Genomic DNA, 21,026 nt, shown 5'->3' on the forward strand with positions numbered 1-21,026 from the left:
TGGGAGTCCTCAGTTATTTAGCAAAGAATCGTAACAATTGTCGATTCAGGCTTTATGATTAGGACGATATGGTGTGATGTGTGATGGAGTACGATGACTGCTAATAGCTCGCCGATCTCTGTAAAAGCCCTCCGTGCTTTGATGAGACGCGGATTTTATCCAACGGTCTCTCCGAGAAGGTATCAAGGTTCCCGCTCCAGTTCCCTCACCGGAACCGTGGCCAAAAGGGTATTCGATATCTGTTTCTCCCTGTCGGTATTGATTCTCTGTTCCCCCCTTTACCTGGCGATCGCCTTGATGATTGCGGTCAGTTCACCGGGGCCCATTTTCTATGTGCAAGAAAGGGTAGGGCGCAAGTTTAAACGTTTCAAATGCATTAAGTTCCGCACCATGGTCACCAATGCCGATGAGGTGTTGGAGAAACTGATGGCCGGTTGTCCCCAAACCAGGGAGGAATTTGAAAAGAATTTTAAACTCCGTAATGACCCCCGCATTACCTGGATTGGCAAATTTTTACGGCTGACTAGCCTTGATGAATTTCCCCAGTTCTGGAATGTGCTCAAGGGGGATATGAGCTTGGTGGGCCCCCGTCCCTTGGTGCCGGAGGAGTTGCACAAGTATGGGCGACAAATCAACCAAGTGTTGAGTATTAAGCCTGGGCTAACGGGACTGTGGCAGGTGTCCGGTCGCAATGACATTCCCTATCCTGAACGGGTGCAAATTGATGTCTATTACGTTTACTACCGCACCATGACTCTAGATTTGCTCATTATTGCCAAAACCCTAGGGGTAATGCTTTTCCCCAACAATAACGGCGCTTACTAACACCATGCCCCGGTGTCTAGCTTGGCTGTCCATGGCTAGAATTATGCCCCCGTAATAAATTTCCCCATGTTCCCAAGAGAGTGCGGGCTAATTTTTAGGGGATTCTCTGCCTAAGGTAGACCAATAATTTTTCAAAATGGGCCGGCATCGGGGCGATCGCCGTAATGGTTTCCCCGCTCACTGGATGAATGAGGGATAGTTGGTGGGCGTGGAGGGCCTGGCCGGGCAGATTAACATTGAGATTACCGGGGGAAGTGTAGAGGTTATCCCCCACCAAAGGGTGGCCCATTTGTTTACTATGGACCCGGATTTGATGGGTACGTCCCGTTTCCAGTTGAAATTCTAGCCAGCTATGGTTGCCCAACCGTTCCAATAGCCGCCAATGGGTGACAGCACTCCTACCGCCTTTTTCTGGCGGCACAATGCCCATTTTTAGGCGATCGCCAGGGTGACGACCGATGGGCAGAGCTACCGTACCCTGAATTTCCCTCGGAGCCCCATACACAATGCCCCAATATAGGCGGCGGGCAGTTTTTTCTTTTAGTTGAGCCTGTAGATGATGCAGAGCTAATTCCGTTTTGGCGATCACCATGGCCCCAGTAGTGTCCTTATCCAAGCGATGGACAATGCCCGGTCTTTGCACACCGCCAATGCCGGCCAAATCAGGACAATGGGCCAGTAGAGCGTTAACCACAGTGCCGTCAGGATGGCCAGGGCCAGGATGCACCACCAAACCCGCCGGTTTATTGATAATGATCAGTTGGTCATCCTCATACAAAATATCCAGGGGAATGGCCTGGGGCACCAGATCCAAAGGGACCAAATCGGGAATATTGACCAAAAGGCGATCGCCAACTTTGAGAATTTGTTTTTTGTTTTGGCAAATCACCCCGTTACACCAAACCTGCCCCGACTCGATTAATTTTTGACATCGGGCCCGGGACAACTGGGGTAAATTTTCCGCCAGCCACTTGTCTAGTCGCTCCCCATGGGCGGTGACCATCAACTCAGGAGAAGCATCCCAAGCCGTAACTTCTGCGATAATTTGCTCAACCATCTATTCTTCCGGGGTAAATTGTCCAGGCAAAGCATGGGGAATCAGGGCATCTAAGCTGATCACCTCCAACGCCGAAGCATGGGTGGCACTCAAATCCACCAAGGGGGCCATGCCCGCATCCTTGGCTTCTTGCCAGCGGGCCGCACATAGACACCATTTATCCCCTGGTTTTAGCCCTGGAAATTGGTAAGCCGGTTGGGGCGTGGAAAGATCGTTGCCCCGGGCTTTGGAAAATTCCAAAAATTCCGCTGTCACTTGGGCACAGACCACATGGCGACCAAAATCCGTCGGTCCTGTTTGGCAGTAGCCATTGCGGTAAAACCCGGTTAAAGGTGACTTACAACAACATTTGAGGTCACCGCCCAACACATTTTTATCCTGGGAATCCTGCATAGTAGCCATATCGTTAACCAAACAAAAATGAGAATGCTATTTAACAATCTTCACACCAAAACCATGGTAGTGCCGCCGCCAAAAAGATTAAAATGTTAACTTCGTTGTGGTAGTGATCCCGACGATGATTTTCCGTGAACAACAGCAATGCTTAACCCAAACCTAGCAGAGATTGAACTCTCTCAAGACGACTACCAACGGTATTCCCGCCACATCATTCTGCCGGAGGTGGGCCTCGATGGCCAAAAACGCATCAAAGCCGCCAGTGTACTCTGTATTGGTTCCGGGGGTCTAGGTTCTCCGTTACTGCTCTACTTGGCCGCGGCGGGGGTAGGACGGATCGGTTTAGTTGATTTTGACATTGTCGATACTTCCAACCTGCAACGGCAAATTATCCATGGTACTTCGTGGATTGGTAAGCCCAAAATTGAGTCCGCCAAGCACCGTATCCTAGAAATTAATCCCTTCTGTCAGGTGGACCTCTACGAAACTCAGATTTCTTCGGCCAATGCCTTGGACATCATTGCCCCCTACGACATTGTCATTGACGGAACGGATAATTTTCCCACCCGGTACCTCACCAACGATGCCTGTGTGTTGTTGAATAAGCCCAACGTTTACGGCTCCATTTTCCGCTTTGAAGGGCAAGCTACGGTGTTTAACTACCAGGGAGGGCCAAACTACCGTGACCTCTATCCAGAACCGCCGCCGCCGGGCATGGTCCCTTCCTGTTCTGAGGGAGGGGTTTTAGGCGTGTTACCGGGCATTGTGGGTACGATTCAAGCCACGGAAGCGCTCAAGATTATGCTTGGTGCCCCCGACACCCTCAGTGGTCGCCTACTGCTGTTCAACGCCTGGGAAATGAAATTCCGGGAACTGAAATTGCGTCCCAACCCTGTGCGGCCGGTAATTGAAAAGTTAATTGATTACGACCAGTTTTGTGGCATTCCCCAAGCCAAAGCCGCTGAAGCCGCCGATGCCCAGGCCTTAGCGGAAATGACTGTGACAGAATTAAAAGCCTTGCTGGATAGTGATGCCGATGACTATGTGCTCATAGATGTGCGTAATCCCAATGAGTATGACATTGCCCGCATTCCGGGGGCGGTATTGGTGCCTTTACCCGATATTGAAGAGGGCCCCGGCATAGAAAAAGTACGGGATTTGGTCAATGGTCACCGTTTAATTGCCCACTGTAAATTGGGAGGACGTTCCGCTAAGGCTCTGACTCTGCTTAAACAAGCGGGTATTGAAGGCATAAATGTTAAAGGGGGCATCACCGCTTGGAGTCAGGAAGTTGACCCCAGTGTCACCCAGTATTAACTTTTTCCCTGGACTATAGCCCTGAATAATTTTGGCGATCGCCGTTTTCCTGATAGTGGAGATGGCGATCACTTTTTTATTACATTTGCCCGATTGATTGGCTTTGATTAGCTCGAAGTAAGCAAAAATACACCAACCGAAATCATCAAAGTGCCGGCCAGATAGTTTATTAATCGCTTATTCTTTCTGCTGATTAATAGCCCTGATCGGTGGGCAAGAAAAGCATAAAACAACTTCATCCCTCCCACCGTAAGAATGGCGGTTAAAATTATGACTACGGTATCAAGATAGACAATATTATTAACGTCAACAAAAGTTGGTAAAAAGCCCAGATAAAAAATGACAGCTTTTTGATCTGCTAGGGTTATTAGCAATCCGGCGGAAAAACTAGAAGAGAGGGATTTGGCATCAACCTTAGTCAGGTTTTGATTGTTAACTTTGGCTCGGAGGGTATTGATTCCCAGCCAGATTAAATAAATGCCACCGATATATTTAAAAACGACAAAAATATCTCCCATCGCCCCCTGTAAAAAAGCTAAGCCCCAGAGAGCAATAAGAATAAAAATAATATCGCCTAAAACAACGCCAAGGGTAGCAAAAAAACCATGGATAAAACCACCGCTGGCACTTTTACTTGAAACAGTCAACACACTCAAACTGGGAACAGCAGCCAGGATCAACATTGCCCCAAATAAACTGAGTATGTTAGACCAATCCATGGTTAACACTTTGAATAACCTAGCGACTCCGGAGAATTTCCAAAGTCACATCCCCGTCAAAATCTGGAATGGGAGCCTGGCATTTAGTCAGGGCCACTTTGACTTGCTGGGTTTTACCCGTTCCCAAAATGGCATCGGCGATCGCCTCGGCTAGTTTTTCAATCATTTTAAACTTGGACTCACGGATGAGCTTTTGTACGATCGCCACTGCATCAGCATAGTTGAGGGTATCGTTCAGGTCATCGCTCTGCCCAGCCTTAGCCAAATCGATCCAGATGGTTAAATCAACCTCAAACCATTGCCCCAAGAACTGTTCCGCATCAAAGTAGCCAGTGTAACCATAGGCGCGAATGCCCTTAACATTTAACGTATCCATAAATTGACTAAGTACCAACTAACTACCAGATATTGAACTAAGAACGACAGGTTCCCCAGCTAACCATGGTATGATCACCCAGTCAAAAATTGCCATAATTTTTCCCTGCCATGCCTCCCCAATTTCCCTTAGCTACGGTTGGTGCGCTGGTTACTGCCCCGGACGGCCGAGTTTTAATTGTCAAAACCACGAAATGGCGGGGTACCTGGGGGGTGCCAGGGGGAAAGGTGGAGTGGGGAGAAACGCTAGAAACCGCCCTAAAACGGGAATTTCAAGAAGAAGTGGGGTTGGATTTGCTGGAAATCAAGTTTGCCTTGGTACAGGAAGCGGTGAATGACCAACAATTCCATTGCCCAGCCCATTTTGTTTTATTAAACTACTACGCCCGTTGTGAATCTACTCAGGTGACTCCCAATGAAGAAATTGTGGAATGGCAATGGGTCACCCCCCTAGAGGCATTTGATTTTCCCCTCAACAGTTTTACTAAGTTACTTTTGGAAGATTATCAGCAACGTTTTATTAGGGTTTAATGGTTGCCAAAATCTATTTTTACATTGGCAATATACGCAACTGATTAATACTAAATCTAATTAACAGTTAATTTTCAAGCATTTAAATAATAAACAAATCAAAAATTATGGCGGCTATCACCCCCAGCAATTGGACTTTACAAGAAAAAATTGGCCAATTAATTGTGGTGCGGGCCTCAGGATTTTTGTTTGATCATCAAATTCGTTACCCTGCTTGGGAAGCGCCTAATCAAACCCTGCAAAATTGGTTAACTAACCTTAATTTGGGCGGAGTAATTCTCTTGGGAGGCAGTGGGGCGGAATTGGCTTTACGCACTGCTCAGTTACAAAGTTGGGCTTCTACGCCGTTACTTTTGGCCGCTGACATTGAAGAAGGGGTGGGGCAAAGATTCTCTGGTGCCACTTGGTTTCCCCCGCCCATGGCCTTGGGTAGTATTGCCGAGAAAAACCTAGACTTAGCTAAACGATATGCCCATCAAATGGGGGAAGTGATTGCCCAGGAGGCCCTAGCGGTGGGGCTGAATTGGATTTTGGCCCCGATCGCCGATGTGAATAATAATCCTGACAATCCGGTGATTAATGTGCGGGCCTTTGGGGAAACTCCGGAAATTGTGGGGACTTTGGTGGGGGAATTTATTGCGGGAACCCAGCCATTTGCCGTTCTCACTTCTGCCAAACATTTCCCTGGCCACGGGGACACTAACACCGATTCCCATCTACATTTGCCCGTCATGCCCCACACCATTGATCGGCTAGAAACTGTGGAGATCCCACCTTTTCAGCAGGCGATCGCCCAGGGGGTGGATAGTGTGATGACTGCCCATATTCTTGTGCCGGCCTGGGACCACAGCAATCCGGCAACTCTATCCCCAGCTATTTTGACTGGACAGTTAAGGCAAAAACTAGGTTTTGAGGGCATCATTGTCACCGATGCGCTGATTATGGGAGGCATTACGGACATTGCTAGCCCTGGGGAAGTGGCCGTCCGGGCTTTGGAAGCGGGGGTTGATATTCTGCTAATGCCGCCGGATCCCATACCAGTAATCACGGCGATCGCCCAGGCGGTGGAGTCGGGTCGTTTGACAGAGGAGAGAATTGAACAATCTTTGCAACGGGTGTTAACGGCCAAGGAAAAATTGGCCCCCGGCCCTGACCCCAGCCATTTCACCATTAACTTACAACCCCAGTCCGGCCGTAAATTAGTGGATCAAATTATCACTGCGGCACTGCAAAGCGGCGGAGATTTACCTGTCCCCAACCTAGGCGATCGGCAAGGAAAAAATTTAGTTGTCGTAGATGATTTACTCACCGCTGATTACCTCGACCGAGCTTGTCCTGCCTTAACTTTTCCTCTCCGGGGAGGATACAGCGCCAAAATTTTAACTGCCGATTGGTTGGAGCACTATCCCATTGGTCAACATCCTTATGTACTCCAGGTATTTATCCGGGGCAATCCTTTCCGGGGCACTGCGGGATTAACTCCCCTAAACCAAGCTTTGTATCGCCAATGTTTAGCCCATCCATCCTTGCAAGGATTAATCGTCTACGGCAGTCCCTACGTTTTAGCTTGGTTCCAAAGCCAAATGGTAGAACTCTGTCCCCATTTACCGTGGACCTTTTCCCATGGCCAAATGTCCCAAGCCCAGGCGATCGCCATTGATCAATTATTCGGTTGGCAGGATTTATCTGACCACAGCATTCAAGATGGAATTTTTACCACTTAATTTCCCAGGGAAGGCTCAGGAAATACTACGAGAGCCCATAACGCCCGTAATCCTCACTCAACTTTCTGAGGAATTTGAGGTTAGATCGTTCAACTCATTCAAAGGTTCTGGCTGGATCTCGGTCATTTCCTCCTCAACAACCCTTTCCTCCTCAATTGTCTCAACTTCAACTACTACCTCCAATTCCTCCACCTCTTGCCCCTCAGGTTGTTGGGTCTCTGGTGATAATGGCGGGGTTAACTCGGAAGTTTTATCCTCTGCAGCGCTCTCTGGGGCCGTGGTCAAATCCGTCATGGGCTCCCCTGGATCAGCAAGGGGCATTTCTTCCACTACTACTTCTGTTTCTTCCACTTCAATTTGGTCATCGGGTTGAACCGATTCCATTACTTCTGGCTGAATGGAAGGTTCCGGTGCAGTTTCCACCAATTCCTCTGTTTCGACCAATTCCTCTAAGGGTTCCACGCCAAAGGGTAGCTCTAAACCAACCAGGGTATAGGCCTCCGCCAAGGGGACATCTCCCCGCATTAAACGGGAAAAGGCATCCTGCCCATCGGGTTGATAATTAATCACCCGCACTGTGTTGTTAAAACGGTTAGCCACCAGGTTCCCCGCTTCGTCAATGAACTCCAACTTGAGCCAATTTTCCCCATTCTCAAATCCTTCCAGATAAATGGGTTGCCATTGATCCACCAAAAAACTTTCATCATTGACGGTGACCCGGATGCGCCAATCACTTAGACCCGCATCATTTTCCGCCGCAATGTGGAGGGGGGCATTGGTCAAATAGTAGTCCAAAAGAATTGGTTCAGCCCCATAATCTCCCTTGGGACGGCTGTAGGTCAACAGGGGCAAGCCGGGGTCGGGGTTATTGCTGTCGGTTTTGGTGAGAACATGGAAAGTAACCTGGGCATAGGCCCCATCGTTTTTGTAACTTTCATGCCAGGGGCGGACGGGGAAGGCCCGCAGGGTGTGGGTGCCCGGCTCCAAATCTTCTAGGATGATGAGTTGGTCTAGGTTATAAATCGCTCGATAGGGCTCGTTATCCAAAATTAAATGGACATGGGCTCGCAGGGGCACACTATCATCCTCGTTCAGGGGAAGGTCTTCCGCCTGGAGTTGCACCGCCACTGTGGTCTTTTTGAGCACCGTATCGGGGGCAGGGGAGAGGATTTTTAGCTGGGGTTGGTATTGATTAAAGCTGGGGGCTAGGGTCTGCACTGCTTTAGGGGGAGATACTTCCCGCAGGTTGCCCAATTGCACCGGTTCGCTAGCTTTGACCAATGGGGGTGGGGGTGATGCCGATAAAGATTGACAGCCCCCCAAACCAATGGCGATCGCCAGTAGAAATACCGTCAGAACTTTGGTCAGATAAGACCTATATCTGGGCCGGTAATTACCTTGATTCTGCCAATGGCGATCGAACACAGTGTTAAGCCTCCCTCCCACAATTGTTGATTGGGGTTATTTTTCTAGCCAATATTTGCCAGCGGTCTCCGCATTTTCCACTTTGGGTAACCCCATGCTGTAATTCAAGACACGACAGTCCAGGTTGTAACTAACTTTACCCTCCTGCAACAGGTCACGGATAAAATGCTCCAAATCCGAGCCAATGCGCCGTAAATTGTAGTCGGTCAAATCTTCGCCGCCGTAGGACTCTACCAACTCGTCAAAGCGACGATAAACCTGTTGGAGAGCGTCTTCATTCCAAACAAACTCGTTATCAGGGTCCACATCCATGGTCAAGACACTATTGCTAGGAATCAGTTCATTGCCTTGCACTTCAGCGGTAAAAATACGGACGTGACGGGTAGTGGATTTGACAAGCATGGCAGTTAGCTAAGCCGTTGGGGATCACAGAGCATTGTAAACAAATTTCGCCAGGGGTGGGGACTAGGCTATCCAAGAACTTATTGGTACAGTCCATGGCCCCCACGTTATAGATTGAGCCACAATTTCCCAGGTCGGCCACAGTTCAGGAGGTGGATTGCAATTGATGGGAGCTAACATAAAATCCCATCGCCAACCTCAAAAATCACTAATTTGGGCAAAGACCGATGGTTTACAGTTGCTCTCGGATTTGATGGCGTATTACTTATAGTTCTTAACGCACTCTTCCACCAGGGGGAGCACTGCATCCACATCTTTCCAACCAAGAATTTCCGTCACCTTTTTCTCCAGATTTTTGTAGGAGCGGAAGAACTCGGCAATTTCATCCAAGCGGTGCCCTGCCAAGTCATTGATGGATTTAACGTAGGTGTAACGGGGATCTTTGGCGGGAACACAAAGAATTTTTTCGTCCCGATCGCCGCCGTCAATCATTTCCAACATACCAATGGGCCGGGCGGTAATGACACAGCCGGGAAAAGTGGGTTGATCCATGATCACCATGCCGTCGAGGGGATCACCGTCGTCAGCGAGGGTATTGGGAATAAAACCGTAGTCGTAGGGATATTGCACAGAGGAATACAGTACCCGGTCGAGGGCAAAGCAATTCATGTCTTTGTCAAACTCGTATTTATTTTTGCTCCCTGCGGGAATTTCGATCAACACATTGATCAAACCGGCTTTGGGCTGGGCAGGAATACGGCTTAGGTCCACAATTTTTCTCCAACGAAGTACAAAAGAGTCACAACAAAACGGGCTCGAAACCCGATCGCATTTTACTCGGTGGGCTCCCCTTGTACCTAGCCTTACTGAAGGGAATTTCCCTTGGGCTCTCCACAGGCCATAATTAGGGCGGTCATTATCCATTTTTTCTGCCCCTGCCCATGGTCCATTCGCCCCTGCCATCCCAAGCCACGGCCCTAACAGTGCCCAAGCTGGGGGAAACCGACGGTATTTTCCTTTCCTTGGTGTTGCCCACCTATAACGAAGGAGAAAATATCCAAGCCATGGTGACTGCTCTGGTGGAATTGCTGGAACACTGTTGGGCTGGCCGGTATGAATTGATTGTGGTGGACGATGACAGTCCCGATTTAACTTGGCAAAAGGCTTTTAATTTAAGCAAAACCTATCCCCAATTGCGGGTGATTCGGAGAACGGAGGGGCGGGGCTTATCCACGGCGGTGATTAGGGGTTGGCAGCAGGCCCGGGGGGAGATTTTGGCGGTTATTGATGCGGATTTACAGCATCCTCCCCAGGTACTTTTGGCCTTGTTGGCGGAAATGGAACGGGGGGCAGATTTAGCGGTGGCCAGTCGCCATCAATCAGGAGGGGGGGTCAGTCAATGGAGTTTGGTGCGGCGGTTCCTTTCTCGGGGGGCCCAGATGCTGGGTTTATTAATTTTGCCGGAGGTCATTGGTCGTTTGTCGGATCCCATGAGTGGTTTTTTCATGGTGAGGCGTTTGGCGATCGCCGATTGTCCGCTCAGCCCGGTGGGGTACAAAATCCTCATTGAAGTGGCGGCCCGGGGGCAGATCCGTTGGTTAGCGGAAGTCGGTTACGTCTTTCAAGAACGGCGATCGGGGCACAGTAAGGTCACCTGGCGGCAATACGTGGAGTATCTCCAGCATTTATGCAAACTAAGATTGTCCCTTTCTTCCCGGTTTTTGCAATTTTGCGCTGTGGGGTTAACCGGAGTGGCGGTGGACATGGCCTTTTTATTTATCCTCACGGAACCATCCCTGGGGGATTTGCCCCTGAGTCGCAGCAAGATCATCGCCGCCCAATTGGCCATCCTTAATAACTTTTTCTGGAATGACCGTTGGACTTTCCAAGATCTAACCCAGGGACAAAACAGTCCCTCCCAAGTAAGCAAACGTCTGCTCAAATTTAATCTGATCTGCTGGGCCGGCCTGGGCATTAACCTGGCACTGTTGAATTTCTTCTTTAACTTTTCCCACTTCAACCGCTACCTAGCCAACGCCCTGGCGATCGCCCTAGTGACCATCTGGAACTTTTGGTTCAACCTCAAACTTAGTTGGCGAGTCACAGATGTTAATGCCTTCAGCCGCTGAAGTTTCATCGGAGCAACCATTGCCATGGAGAAAAAGTTTGGCCCTAACACCCTAGAGCCTATTCGTCCGGTTCGATGGTGCTGGACAGCCCATGACTGCGCAGGGTTTCACAGTAAAACTCAGCGTGCTCCAACTCACAGGTGATGACCAAAGACATACCGTTAACGTGGGCTTCCATCATAATGTCCACTGCTTGGGGCTGGGTCATGCCCGCCACCGTTTGGATCAAGGTCTGCACCACATGCTCCATGGAATTGAAGTCATCGTTGTGCAGTAAAACCCGGTAACGGGGAGCGTGCTTGCGGATTGTGCTATTGCTGGGCTTGTTTAAAACTTCGGTCGCCATCATTTACCTCCCTGGGCGAAAGTGGAGAAACTTCAGATTCTATTACGTATAGATTGTAACCTCCAGTCCCCAAGAGCTGAGAAGGCTACAATAGAAAAAGTAAAGAAATGTAACAAATATTTTTCCCATTGCCCATGGTTACTTCCCCCACCACCAGTTCCCCCCGCCAGCGGTCCTACAGTCCCCAGGATTGGTTGAAGGGCTACCAATCCCAGCCCCAGGAGTGGGATTACTGGATTGATGATGTGGAAGGCACCGTGCCCCCAGATCTCCAGGGCACCCTCTATCGCAATGGCCCCGGATTGTTGGAAATTGGCGATCGCCCTTTGAAGCATCCCTTTGACGGGGACGGCATGGTAACGGCTTTTAAGTTTCCTGGGGATGGGCGGGTACATTTCCAAAACCGATTTGTGCGCACCCAGGGCTATGTGGAAGAGCAAGCGGCGGGAAAAATGATCTACCGGGGCGTTTTTGGCTCCCAACCAGCCGGGGGCTGGCTCAAAAATATCTTTGATTTACGGCTCAAAAACATTGCCAACACCAACATTACCTTCTGGGGCGATCGCCTCTTGGCCCTGTGGGAAGGGGGACAACCCCATCGGTTAGAACCCTCAAGCTTAGCAACCATCGGCTTGGATGATTTGGGGGGCATTCTTGCCGAAGGGCAACCCCTGTCGGCCCATCCCCGCATTGATCCAGCCTGTATTTTTGACGCAGGCCAATCCTGTTACGTCACTTTTTCAATCAAATCGGGCTTAAGCAGTACCCTAACTCTGTTGGAACTAGACCCCCAGGGCCAACTGTTACGACAAAAAACCGACACATTTCCCGGTTTTGCTTTTATCCATGACTTTGCCATCACGCCCCATTACGCCATTTTTTTACAAAATAATGTGACCTTCAACGCTTTGCCCTACGTTTTGGGTTGGCGGGGAGCGGGGGAATGTGTGGAATTTCATCCTGAAAAAACGGCCCAAATTATTCTGGTGCCCAGGGGCAACGGCGAAATTCAAAGAATTCCAGTGCAGGCTGGTTTTGTTTTTCACCACGCCAATGCCTTTGAGCAAGGTGGCAAAATAATCCTCGATTCCATTTGTTACAACTCTCTGCCCCAGGTGGGCCCCGATGTGGATTTTCGTAGTACGGATTTTGACAATTTAGACCCAGGACAGCTATGGCGTTTCACCATTGATCCCGCGACGGCGACGGTGGAAAAACACTTAATGATTAGCCGTTGTTGCGAGTTTCCCGTCGTCCATCCCCAGCAGGTTGGCCGGGCATATCGCTATGTTTACATGGGGGCCGCCCACCACAGCACCGGCAATGCTCCCCTCCAGGCCATTCTCAAAGTTGACCTAGAGTCGGGCACTGAAACTCTCCTTTCCTTTGCCCCCCATGGTTTTGCGGGGGAACCGATTTTCGTACCCAGACCCGGTGGCGTGACTGAAGATGATGGTTGGCTGCTTTGTCTGGTTTATAACGCTCAGCTACACCGTTCCCAGCTAGTAATTCTTAATGCTCAGGATATTAGTCAACCGGCGATCGCCACGTTGAAGTTAAAGCACCACATTCCCTATCCCCTCCATGGTTCCTGGGCTAAGGTCTAATTCTAGGGTTTGATTTAACTAAAAATGGGGCAGGGTTTAGAACAAAAAGCTTTATAGGCAAAGCTGGTCAGGCTTTTTTCCCCGGTCCTATCCTAATCGTGGAGGCGGCTAGAGCATGGCCACCATGCCCCTACCAACGATCAAATTCGTAGTAAATATTGCCCAAGGTTTCGTAGGTGATGCCAGGAAGTTGGCGGAGTTTGCCGTCCAGATAATCCATGGCTTCGTCCTTTGTCATATTAGTACGTTGCATAAAAGTCAGTACGCTCACTTTGCCCTGGCTTTGTTTGACTAATTTTTCGAAAATTACCTCCACTTCCTTTTTTAAATTCCGCAGGTAAATATAGATGGTGAAAGCGTAAACAAAGGAAAAAATTAGCCCCAAGATATGGAACAGGGGCAGTCTAAACAGGGAGTCGGCAAAAACAAATTCAAAAATGGCGAAAAAACCGAGGGTAGAGAAAAATACCGGTGTTGAACCGATGCGTTCCTGTTCTGTTCTCGATTTCAGGCTGACTAAACGGTAAACGTAAAAAATGGCTGTTAAGAATAAATAAAAAAGCCAGTCCATAAAAACTCACCAGTTCACTGGCGACTCACCACAGGTTAACGGGCTAGAGGAAAATGCAGTCTACCAGCACCATTCTAGAATCTTACTTTCAAAATCAGGCCACTATGAGTATTCAACCGCCACCCAAAATGAATAGGCTTAACAAAGTTCCACTATTCCATAAACTATGGAGAATCATGGAGGATAAAAGATTGCGGGAACGGCTGTAAACTAGCCCGAGAACCGAGCCCAAGACAAATAGGGGCAAAATTTCCGACACGTTCAAATGGGCAATGGCAAACAGTAAACTGCTGAGAATAATCGCCACACTAACCGGAAAGTAACGGGTTAGGGCCGGCAGAAGAAAGCCTCGGAAGATGATTTCTTCAAACACTGGCGCTAAAATGGCCGCGGTAAAAAAGAAAATCCCGAGCACCAACCAATTTTGGGAATCTAAGGCGAGGGAAAGCAGGGGATTACTACCCCCCTGACCCTGCCAAATTTCCTGATTGACCAGGGATACCAATACCACCAAAGGCAATGCCACCAGGTACCCCCCCAAGCCCCACAACACCGCTTTTAGATTAGGACGCAGGGTAAACCACCCCTCGGGTAGGGGACGGAAATCTTTGAGGGAGAGGAACAACACCCCCAAGCCCACCGTGGCGATCGCCCCATAGGTGGCCAATACATAAAAAGCCTTACCCATCAACGACAAATCCGCCATGGGCAGAGGTAACACACCTACCACCAGAGGCAAAACGATCTGACTGGGGAAAAAGAAGCCCACCACCAACACTTGCCAAGTGGTTTCCCAATTCCAGGGAGTGTCCCATTTGGTTTTGGCGTTAGTAGCTAGAATCGCCTTCTCCCGACCCAGGGCCCACTGTAATAGCAGCCCCACGATCAGTAAGACACCGATGCCGCCTCCCAGCAAAGGCAAACTATTGAGTAGGGCTAGTTTCACCAAGGCCCGCTGACTGGCCTTTTCCACTTCCGTTTGTAACGCTCCACAGGCAGGGGTATCACAGATTTGATCTGGTTTTTCGATATTGCCCTGGCGACGATAAAGCTGGGTCAACCCTTGCCAACGAAACCATCCCTTTAATTGATCATTAATCAGCGCTTCCGCATGGGGGGGAATGGGCTGGGATTGTTCTAGGGCAATTAACACTGTGGCGATTTTTTGCTGATTTTGCCCACCGTTGCTCACCACGGATTCCCAGGTGCTCAGGGCTTGTTCCGGCTGATTTTCGGCGTATTGCAGCAGCCCCAAATTAATTTGGAGTTGGTTGAGGGTCTTTTGATTTTTGGCAATGACCGCTTGGATCGGCGCTGGATCGCTATTGGAACTGGCTTCCAAGACTGCTTGTTGCGTTTTGAGACGGTCCAGATGGTCAATCAATTCCTGGACTGCTATTTCGTACTGTTTTAACCCCCCCTGTTGGGGCTGGCTTTCCAAGAGGGCTTTTTGCAGGGTTTCCCCCCATGTGCCCGATTCACCCTTCCCCTGCCAAGCTGAAGCTTGCAATAACAGATTGGTTTGGGAAAGCTGTAGTTGAGACTGTACTTGGGGCTCCTCTAAACTTCCCACTAGGGAAAGCAAAAAGGGCACGAGGGAAATAACCGTCAACAGGGCGAGGATAATTCGCTTCATCAAAAAAACTGGGTCTAAAACCCCGTCCTTGGCTTCGGGACGGCTGTGTTAATCAAAGTAGCATAACCCATCGTCATCTTTGGGCCAGGGCGGTGATCCCGCTCAGAGGGAATAATTTTTGTAGTACAGTAATGGTTGATAATGCCGCTGAAATATTGGCAGTGGGTTTGACTCCCCCTGGCGATCGCCTACTTTGGTGGAAAACTAACTCAAAGACTCCCAGTATGGAGAAATTTTGGGGGGAAATTAAAATTTGGCACCAGTTCTTTGCCATCTCCTAGTCATTACTTGCCCCTAAAATTGCCTGGTCTAGGGCGGATCTACCCCACGGCCAACCACCATAGTCTTGAAAAAAGCTTTAAAAATTCAACAATTATGCGCCCAACTTTTGTCCTTGCTTCTGCCTCCCCCGCCCGCAAGCGTTTACTAGAAATGGCCGGCATTGCCCCTCTGGTGGCCGTGAGTCATTTCGATGAATCTTCCTTAACCGCTGACAACACAGTGGCCTTGGTGGAAGCTCTGGCCAAAGCTAAGGCGGAGACAGTGGCCAGCAAATTTGCCGATGCCCTCATCCTCGGCTGTGATTCTCTCCTATTGGTTAATGGTCAAACCTACGGCAAACCGGAGTCCCCGGCCGTGGCGATCGCCCGTTGGCAAACCATGCGGGGCCAGGTGGGGGAATTGTATACGGGCCATGCTCTGATTGACCGCACCCAAAACCGTTGCCTCTGCCAAACTGGGTTAACCAAAGTTCATTTTGCAGATGTGGACGACGACACCATCCAAGCCTACGTGGACAGTGGGGAGCCCCTCCAATGCGCCGGGGCGTTTGCCCTGGAAGGCAAAGGGGGAATGTTGATTAATAAACTGGATGGTTGCTCCAGCAACGTGATTGGCCTAAGTTTGCCTATTTTGCGGTCATTGTTGCAACGGTTGGGCTACTCTTTGGCCGACTTTTGGCAAAGTTAAACTAAAGCAAGTGAACTAGCGGAACCATTCCGTTACCCCACCGGGTTTATCCACCAATGTGATCCCCGCCTCCTGCAATAGATCCCTGAGGCGATCGCCCTCGGCCCAATTTTTATCTTTCCTAGCCTGGGTGCGTTGGGCCACCAATTGTTCAATGGCCGCATCGGTTAGACCATTATCGTCAGTGGATTGGGACTCTGGATTAATGCCTAAACCCAAAATTTCCGCCAAACTGACTAAAGTAATCCACTGGGTTTGCAACAAATCCGGGTCGGCTGGGGTTGAGCCCTCGAATTTTAATTTGTTCCCTTCGGATCGTAGATGTTTGGCCAATTCAAACAGTACGGCCAAACCGCCTGCAAAGTTAAAGTCATCGTCCACCGCCGCTTGAAATGCCCCTGTCCATTGATTAGCGTCGGGGCCTAGGGAGACAAATTCCAAATCCCAGCTAAAATCACCACCGTAGTCATAGCCGAATTGCAAACCTTCCCTGAGGGTGTGCCAGCCATTGGTGGCGGCGGCGATCGCCGTGTCAGTAAAATCCAAAGGCTTACGGTAATGGCCCTGAAGCACTAAAAGTCTAATTGCCATAGGGTCAACGGTTTCTAGCAAAGCCCGAATGGTGGTGAAATTCCCCAGGGACTTGGACATCTTTTCCCCGTCCACTTTCACCATGCCGTTATGGAGCCAATACTGGGCTAGGGGTTGCCCTGTCACCGCCTCGGATTGGGCAATTTCGTTTTCATGATGGGGAAAAATTAAATCATTGCCCCCCACATGCAGATCAATGGTTTCCCCTAAAAATTCCCGCACCATGGCGGAACATTCAATGTGCCAGCCGGGCCGCCCCTTACCCCAAGGAGATTCCCAAGCTGGTTCCCCCGGTTTAGCACTTTTCCATAAAGCAAAATCAAACGGGTCCTGTTTTTGTGCCCCATCTGGATCGGCCACCGTCACCCGACCGCTGGCCCCTGCCTGTAAATCTTCCAGCTTACGGCCAGAGAGCTTGCCGTAGCCCTCAAAATTATGCACCGAGTAATAGACATCGCCGCCACTGGGATAGGCGTAGCCCTTAGCTTCCAACTCAGCAATTAATCTTTTAATGCCATCTAAGGTGTGGGTAGCCCTGGGGTAGAGGTCCGCTGGTTGCACCCCCAACGCTTCCATGTCTTCAAAATAGGCGGCGATAAATTTTTCTGACACCGCCTCCATGGTGGAGCCTTCGTCCACTGCCCGTTTGAGGATTTTGTCATCAATGTCGGTGAAATTTTGCACATAGCGCACTTCATAACCAGACCATTGCAGATAACGACGCACTAAATCCCAGGTGATACAGGTGCGGGCATGGCCGAGGTGGCAGTAATCATAAACAGTGATGCCGCAACAGTACATAGTCACCAGGCCAGAGTGGAGCGGTTGCAGGGCTTGTTTGGCTCGGGTGAGGGAATCGTACAGGCGCAGGGTCATGGGCAGGGAAGGCAAAAATCAATATACAGTCTTCCCATTATTCTCTATCAAAGCCGCATCGAGGCCCAACGGCGATCGCCAGGAATTGGGCCAGGCTGGGAAAACTGAGCCGAGGTGGAAGGTAACGTCCTCGGTACTAGGGGGAAAGGATGGGCATTAATTCCTCTCCATCATCAAAAATGGTCAAGCGGGCGGGCTTACATTGCTTAATGGTTACCTGGATGTCTTGGGCTCCCTCCCCTCGCAAATCCTCCAGGTAGCCTACCTGGGCCTTTTCCGCACTGCTACGGCGGGCAAAGGGACCAAAATAATAGGTACAGCGAGGAGCGCCGGTGCTAATTTCAACCCAGTGGGCCATGCCCAACAGGGATAAAACTCGGATCCACAGTTCTTTCATAGGACTTCGGGTAAGGATAGAGACAAGGTAATGGGTGTTGCTTGCTGTCATTCTAGCTTTCAAGCCCGCAATATTTTGTTACATTGCCGGCAGAATGGCAATTAAATCTGCTACTCTGCCACTTTTTCTTGCTAATCCTCTGAAACTTCTGGGAAGTCGGGGGAAGGGGGGGATAGGGTAGGCCGATCAAAACCCCTTTGGCGAAAAATTTCATAAAGGCTGATGGCCGCCGCTACTGAAGCATTGAGGCTGGGGGTTTTACCGGCCAAGGGAATGGTAATGAGATGATCACAGTGTTTTTGGGTCAACAAACTCAGCCCTTCCCCTTCCGAGCCAATCACTAGGCCCATGGGTTCCCGTAAATCCGATTGGTGTAGAGGGGGTTGCTTACCAGCCACGGTGCCGTAGATCCAAAAGCCCGACTCCTTCAAAGTTTCCAAGGCCCGACTCAGATTTACTACCCGGGCCACGGGGAAATGTTCCAAGGCGCCAGCGGCCACTTTCATCACTGTGGAGGTGATCCCCGCCACCCGCCGTTGGGGTAAGACCATGCCCTGGGCCCCAAACGCTTCGGCGGTGCGGATGATGGCCCCCAGGTTATGGGGATCGGTAATGCTGTCGATAATTACTAAAACCGGGGCAGTGCTTTGGCGTTTGGCTTGGTCAATCAAATCCCCCAGTTCCCAGTAGTGGTAGGGGGCCACCTGGGCCGCAATGCCTTGGTGATTGGCGTTGTGGGTGATCTGGTTGAGGCGAAAATTATCCACTTCATCCACCACTGTGCCGTTGGCCTTGGCGGTTTGAATTTTAGTGCGATAGCGAATGTCGTGGCGGAGATGGGAAGTAATCCAAATGCGATTCAACTGGCGATCGCCGTCTAGGGCGGCTAGGACAGCGTGGTGACCATAGAGCAAATCCAGGGCTTCCTGGGCCTGATCGGAGTCCGCCAGGGGGGGAGCAGAAGGGGCAGCTTTAGCAAACTGGGGCTTCTGGCCCGATCGCCGGGGCCTGTCGTCACCGTAGCGAGGCTTATCCCTGTCCTTATCTTTAAATCGGCTCTTAAAACTGGAGGGTTTATCCCCAGAACGTCGCGGTTTATCCTCATTGGAACGGGGGCGGGGCTTATCCTGGAAGCGATCAGATTTTTCTTTAAAACCTTGGGGCTGGTCATCGTTAAAGCGGGGTTTATCTCCACTGCGCTTCGGTTTGGGTTTCTGCTCTCCATAGCGGGGTTTATCTCCACGGGCAGAACGGGGAGAAAATTTCTTCTTGGGCATTTCAGTCATGACTTTCGGGGGCTAACGGGGGGCAGCGTCGGGCAGTTCAATTAAGGCTAATAGTTCATCTAATCGACGGGCATCCCTGAGGTATAAATAACCTAAAAGAGTTTCTAAACCGCTGGCGGCCTGGTACAGTTCGGGGTTGGCCCGCCGGGAAGTGGATGTGGCGGCATTACGACCCCGACGCACCCATTCCTTTTCCGGGTCGGTTAATTGGGGTAAAAGGGTGGCTAATATCTGGGCCTGTTGTTCAGCCCGCACCTGGGCCACCACCCGACGGTGAAAATCCCCTATACGACGGGGGGGAAACAGATAAGAGCAACGGACATAAAGTTCAAAAACAGCGTCTCCCAGGTAGGCCAGGGCCACGGGGGATAGGGACTGTACCGGAGGGGCATCGACGGGGCACAGGGGGGATTGCCAAAGGGGATGGTCACTAAACTGGGTCATGGCACGTCCCCATTGCAGTCAAGACCGGACAGCACCACCATGGTTGGGCTACCCGTGAACAACCAGCCATCATTACCCCTCAGTGGTAGCGGCGATCGCCTCGGCCAGGGAATTATGAAGATGGAGGAATTTTTCCAAACGCACCAGTTTTACCGTTTGGGTAACCCTAGGGTTGGTGACAATCTGCACACTTCCTTCTTTGTTTTGGGAAAGTTTGGTTACCTGCACCAATGCTCCTAGACCAGAGCTGTCAATAAAATCAATGGTGGACAAGTCCAGCACCACATGGGCGGGCCCCGCTTCGATGTGATCACTGACTACCTTACGGAAGGTAGGCTCGGAAAATGCGTCCAACAGACCCGTCAAACGGAATATTTGCAGTTTTTCCTTGACTTCCAATGTTCCGCGTAAACTGACTGTCAGGTTTAGTGGCTCAGCAATAACGCCCTCCTCGGTTTTGCACCCTGTACTCAAAATTGAACAATGTCAAATTGTAGCTTACTTTGCTTGCCCATTCGGCGATGTTAACTAAAATATTAGCCAAAAAAATCAAAATGGGCGATCGCCTCTAGAATAGCGCCAGCATGGCTCAATTGGGCCCAATAATGGCGAGAATTTCCCCATTGGTCATACCAGTGCAGTAATTCCGGTTGGGCATTGCGGACAATGACGCCCCGAGCAGAAGTTTCAAATAAGCCAATGTCATTGCCGGAGTCACCACAGACTAAAGTTTGGGCTGGCTCCATGGCCAAATGTTTTTGCAAATATTGGGTGGCATTACCTTTGTTACTGCGTTGGGGCAATAAATCCACATCCTTGCCACTGCTGAAAATTACCTGCACTGGAATGCCAGTCTCCTCCAAGATTTCGGTTAGTTGATCAATAACTGTGGGAGAAGCCTGGGGAGCGAGATGATAACTAATTTTCCAGGGATTTTGTTCCAGAGGAGATTGGGGTTGCAGAGCTTCAAAACCATCGGCGATCGCCTGGAGAGTATCCCGTTGCCAATGTTCAGAGAGATGATCAGCCCAGCTTTGATCCAGGCCCTGGGGATGGTAAATTTCACTCCCCACCGCCGTAAGCCAATAGTCCGGTTCCATCAGCCCCACCTGTTTTTGTAACTGTCGAGCCGAATTATAGGAACGGCCCGTGGCATAGGCCAAATAAAAATCCCCCCGGCGATCGCCTAGGTATTGTTGCAATTCTTCTAGGGCTTCTTGGTCTCCCACCCAGGTGTTATCCAGGTCAGAAATTAACAGTAATTTTCGCATAGGACAATGGCATTATTCAGTTCAATAAAGAGTCCCCAATGTTGATGTGTGAGTCGTTTAAGACAAATTCTGGTTTGCCCCCTCAACCCACCGCAATGCCGGAGGAATCTTCTCTAGTTTTCTGCCAAACTT

Annotated in this window: 24 protein-coding genes; 8 read left to right on the top strand and 16 right to left on the bottom strand. The window is 50.1% G+C overall.

What is annotated here, in order from left to right; all coding sequences use genetic code 11:
- Positions 1–93 precede the first annotated feature (93 nt).
- Positions 94–825 carry a sugar transferase gene (locus H6G45_RS10090; protein ID WP_190598318.1) on the top strand — a complete coding sequence of 244 codons (732 nt, stop codon included), beginning with the start codon at positions 94–96 and terminating at the stop codon, positions 823–825.
- A gap of 94 nt (positions 826–919) precedes the next feature.
- Here H6G45_RS10090 and H6G45_RS10095 read toward each other — a convergent pair whose 3' ends face one another.
- Positions 920–1,882, bottom strand: coding sequence for an RluA family pseudouridine synthase (locus H6G45_RS10095; RefSeq protein WP_190598319.1), 963 nt, complete (start codon positions 1,880–1,882; stop codon positions 920–922).
- Positions 1,883–2,284, bottom strand: a complete 402-nt coding sequence (locus tag H6G45_RS10100; protein WP_190598320.1) for a DUF2237 family protein — start codon at positions 2,282–2,284, stop codon at positions 1,883–1,885.
- A gap of 138 nt (positions 2,285–2,422) precedes the next feature.
- Here H6G45_RS10100 and moeB point away from each other — a divergent pair, with 138 nt between their 5' ends.
- On the top strand, positions 2,423–3,595 hold the full coding sequence (gene moeB / locus H6G45_RS10105; RefSeq protein ID WP_190598321.1) for a molybdopterin-synthase adenylyltransferase MoeB: 1,173 nt from the start codon (positions 2,423–2,425) through the stop codon (positions 3,593–3,595).
- Positions 3,596–3,702: 107 nt separating this feature from the next.
- Here the strand turns inward: moeB and H6G45_RS10110 are convergent, their stop codons facing one another.
- A complete protein-coding gene (locus tag H6G45_RS10110) occupies positions 3,703–4,323 on the bottom strand; it encodes a LysE family transporter (RefSeq protein WP_190598322.1) in 621 nt (206 codons plus the stop codon).
- Between the two features lie 10 nt (positions 4,324–4,333).
- The gene (folB, locus tag H6G45_RS10115; RefSeq protein ID WP_190598323.1) at positions 4,334–4,690 is read right to left on the bottom strand and encodes a dihydroneopterin aldolase; all 357 of its coding nucleotides are present in this window, start codon (positions 4,688–4,690) and stop codon (positions 4,334–4,336) included.
- Positions 4,691–4,800: 110 nt separating this feature from the next.
- Here folB and H6G45_RS10120 point away from each other — a divergent pair, with 110 nt between their 5' ends.
- Both H6G45_RS10120 and H6G45_RS10125 read left to right on the top strand, forming a co-directional pair.
- Positions 4,801–5,220: an NUDIX domain-containing protein gene (locus H6G45_RS10120; RefSeq protein ID WP_190598324.1), complete on the top strand. Its 420-nt coding sequence runs from the start codon at positions 4,801–4,803 to the stop codon at positions 5,218–5,220.
- Between the two features lie 107 nt (positions 5,221–5,327).
- Positions 5,328–6,944, top strand: coding sequence for a glycoside hydrolase family 3 N-terminal domain-containing protein (locus H6G45_RS10125; protein WP_190598325.1), 1,617 nt, complete (start codon positions 5,328–5,330; stop codon positions 6,942–6,944).
- Positions 6,945–7,001: 57 nt separating this feature from the next.
- Here H6G45_RS10125 and H6G45_RS10130 read toward each other — a convergent pair whose 3' ends face one another.
- The 3 genes from H6G45_RS10130 to H6G45_RS10140 form a co-directional block, all read right to left on the bottom strand.
- Complete coding sequence (locus H6G45_RS10130; protein WP_190598326.1) at positions 7,002–8,369, bottom strand: hypothetical protein; 1,368 nt, start codon at positions 8,367–8,369, stop codon at positions 7,002–7,004.
- A gap of 36 nt (positions 8,370–8,405) precedes the next feature.
- The gene (locus H6G45_RS10135; RefSeq protein ID WP_190598327.1) at positions 8,406–8,771 is read right to left on the bottom strand and encodes an NAD(P)H-quinone oxidoreductase subunit M; all 366 of its coding nucleotides are present in this window, start codon (positions 8,769–8,771) and stop codon (positions 8,406–8,408) included.
- A 261-nt stretch (positions 8,772–9,032) separates the two neighbouring features.
- A complete protein-coding gene (locus tag H6G45_RS10140) occupies positions 9,033–9,542 on the bottom strand; it encodes an inorganic diphosphatase (protein ID WP_014407118.1) in 510 nt (169 codons plus the stop codon).
- Between the two features lie 170 nt (positions 9,543–9,712).
- On the opposite strand from H6G45_RS10140, the gene H6G45_RS10145 reads away from it, so the two are divergent.
- The gene (locus H6G45_RS10145; protein ID WP_190598328.1) at positions 9,713–10,900 is read left to right on the top strand and encodes a glycosyltransferase; all 1,188 of its coding nucleotides are present in this window, start codon (positions 9,713–9,715) and stop codon (positions 10,898–10,900) included.
- 58 nt (positions 10,901–10,958) lie between these two features.
- Here the strand turns inward: H6G45_RS10145 and clpS are convergent, their stop codons facing one another.
- Entirely contained in the window at positions 10,959–11,246 is a 288-nt protein-coding gene (clpS, locus tag H6G45_RS10150) for an ATP-dependent Clp protease adapter ClpS (protein ID WP_028947369.1), read from the bottom strand.
- A gap of 134 nt (positions 11,247–11,380) precedes the next feature.
- On the opposite strand from clpS, the gene H6G45_RS10155 reads away from it, so the two are divergent.
- Entirely contained in the window at positions 11,381–12,853 is a 1,473-nt protein-coding gene (locus H6G45_RS10155; protein ID WP_190598329.1) for an apocarotenoid-15,15'-oxygenase, read from the top strand.
- A gap of 130 nt (positions 12,854–12,983) precedes the next feature.
- Here H6G45_RS10155 and H6G45_RS10160 read toward each other — a convergent pair whose 3' ends face one another.
- Both H6G45_RS10160 and H6G45_RS10165 read right to left on the bottom strand, forming a co-directional pair.
- On the bottom strand, positions 12,984–13,424 hold the full coding sequence (locus H6G45_RS10160) for a hypothetical protein (protein WP_190598330.1): 441 nt from the start codon (positions 13,422–13,424) through the stop codon (positions 12,984–12,986).
- 112 nt (positions 13,425–13,536) lie between these two features.
- Complete coding sequence (locus H6G45_RS10165) at positions 13,537–15,060, bottom strand: type II CAAX endopeptidase family protein (protein ID WP_190598331.1); 1,524 nt, start codon at positions 15,058–15,060, stop codon at positions 13,537–13,539.
- A 131-nt stretch (positions 15,061–15,191) separates the two neighbouring features.
- Here H6G45_RS10165 and H6G45_RS10170 point away from each other — a divergent pair, with 131 nt between their 5' ends.
- Together H6G45_RS10170 and H6G45_RS10175 are read left to right on the top strand one after the other, a co-directional pair.
- Positions 15,192–15,341, top strand: a complete 150-nt coding sequence (locus H6G45_RS10170; protein ID WP_190598332.1) for a hypothetical protein — start codon at positions 15,192–15,194, stop codon at positions 15,339–15,341.
- Positions 15,342–15,435: 94 nt separating this feature from the next.
- Positions 15,436–16,029, top strand: coding sequence for a Maf family nucleotide pyrophosphatase (locus tag H6G45_RS10175; RefSeq protein ID WP_190598333.1), 594 nt, complete (start codon positions 15,436–15,438; stop codon positions 16,027–16,029).
- A gap of 15 nt (positions 16,030–16,044) precedes the next feature.
- Here H6G45_RS10175 and cysS read toward each other — a convergent pair whose 3' ends face one another.
- The 6 genes from cysS to H6G45_RS10205 form a co-directional block, all read right to left on the bottom strand.
- On the bottom strand, positions 16,045–17,496 hold the full coding sequence (gene cysS / locus H6G45_RS10180) for a cysteine--tRNA ligase (protein ID WP_190598334.1): 1,452 nt from the start codon (positions 17,494–17,496) through the stop codon (positions 16,045–16,047).
- A 136-nt stretch (positions 17,497–17,632) separates the two neighbouring features.
- Positions 17,633–17,944 (bottom strand): DUF1816 domain-containing protein, encoded by a 312-nt coding sequence (locus H6G45_RS10185; protein ID WP_190598335.1) that lies wholly within the window; start codon positions 17,942–17,944, stop codon positions 17,633–17,635.
- Positions 17,945–18,024: 80 nt separating this feature from the next.
- Positions 18,025–19,179 (bottom strand): 23S rRNA (guanosine(2251)-2'-O)-methyltransferase RlmB, encoded by a 1,155-nt coding sequence (gene rlmB, locus H6G45_RS10190; protein ID WP_190598336.1) that lies wholly within the window; start codon positions 19,177–19,179, stop codon positions 18,025–18,027.
- A gap of 12 nt (positions 19,180–19,191) precedes the next feature.
- Positions 19,192–19,623, bottom strand: coding sequence for a Mini-ribonuclease 3 (locus tag H6G45_RS10195; RefSeq protein ID WP_190598337.1), 432 nt, complete (start codon positions 19,621–19,623; stop codon positions 19,192–19,194).
- 72 nt (positions 19,624–19,695) lie between these two features.
- Complete coding sequence (locus H6G45_RS10200) at positions 19,696–20,097, bottom strand: STAS domain-containing protein (protein WP_190598338.1); 402 nt, start codon at positions 20,095–20,097, stop codon at positions 19,696–19,698.
- Between the two features lie 62 nt (positions 20,098–20,159).
- On the bottom strand, positions 20,160–20,894 hold the full coding sequence (locus H6G45_RS10205; RefSeq protein WP_190598339.1) for a sucrose-phosphate phosphatase: 735 nt from the start codon (positions 20,892–20,894) through the stop codon (positions 20,160–20,162).
- Between the last annotated feature and the right edge of the window lie 132 nt (positions 20,895–21,026).

Source organism: Synechocystis sp. FACHB-383, assembly GCF_014698605.1.
Taxonomy (GTDB): domain Bacteria; phylum Cyanobacteriota; class Cyanobacteriia; order Cyanobacteriales; family Microcystaceae; genus Synechocystis; species Synechocystis salina.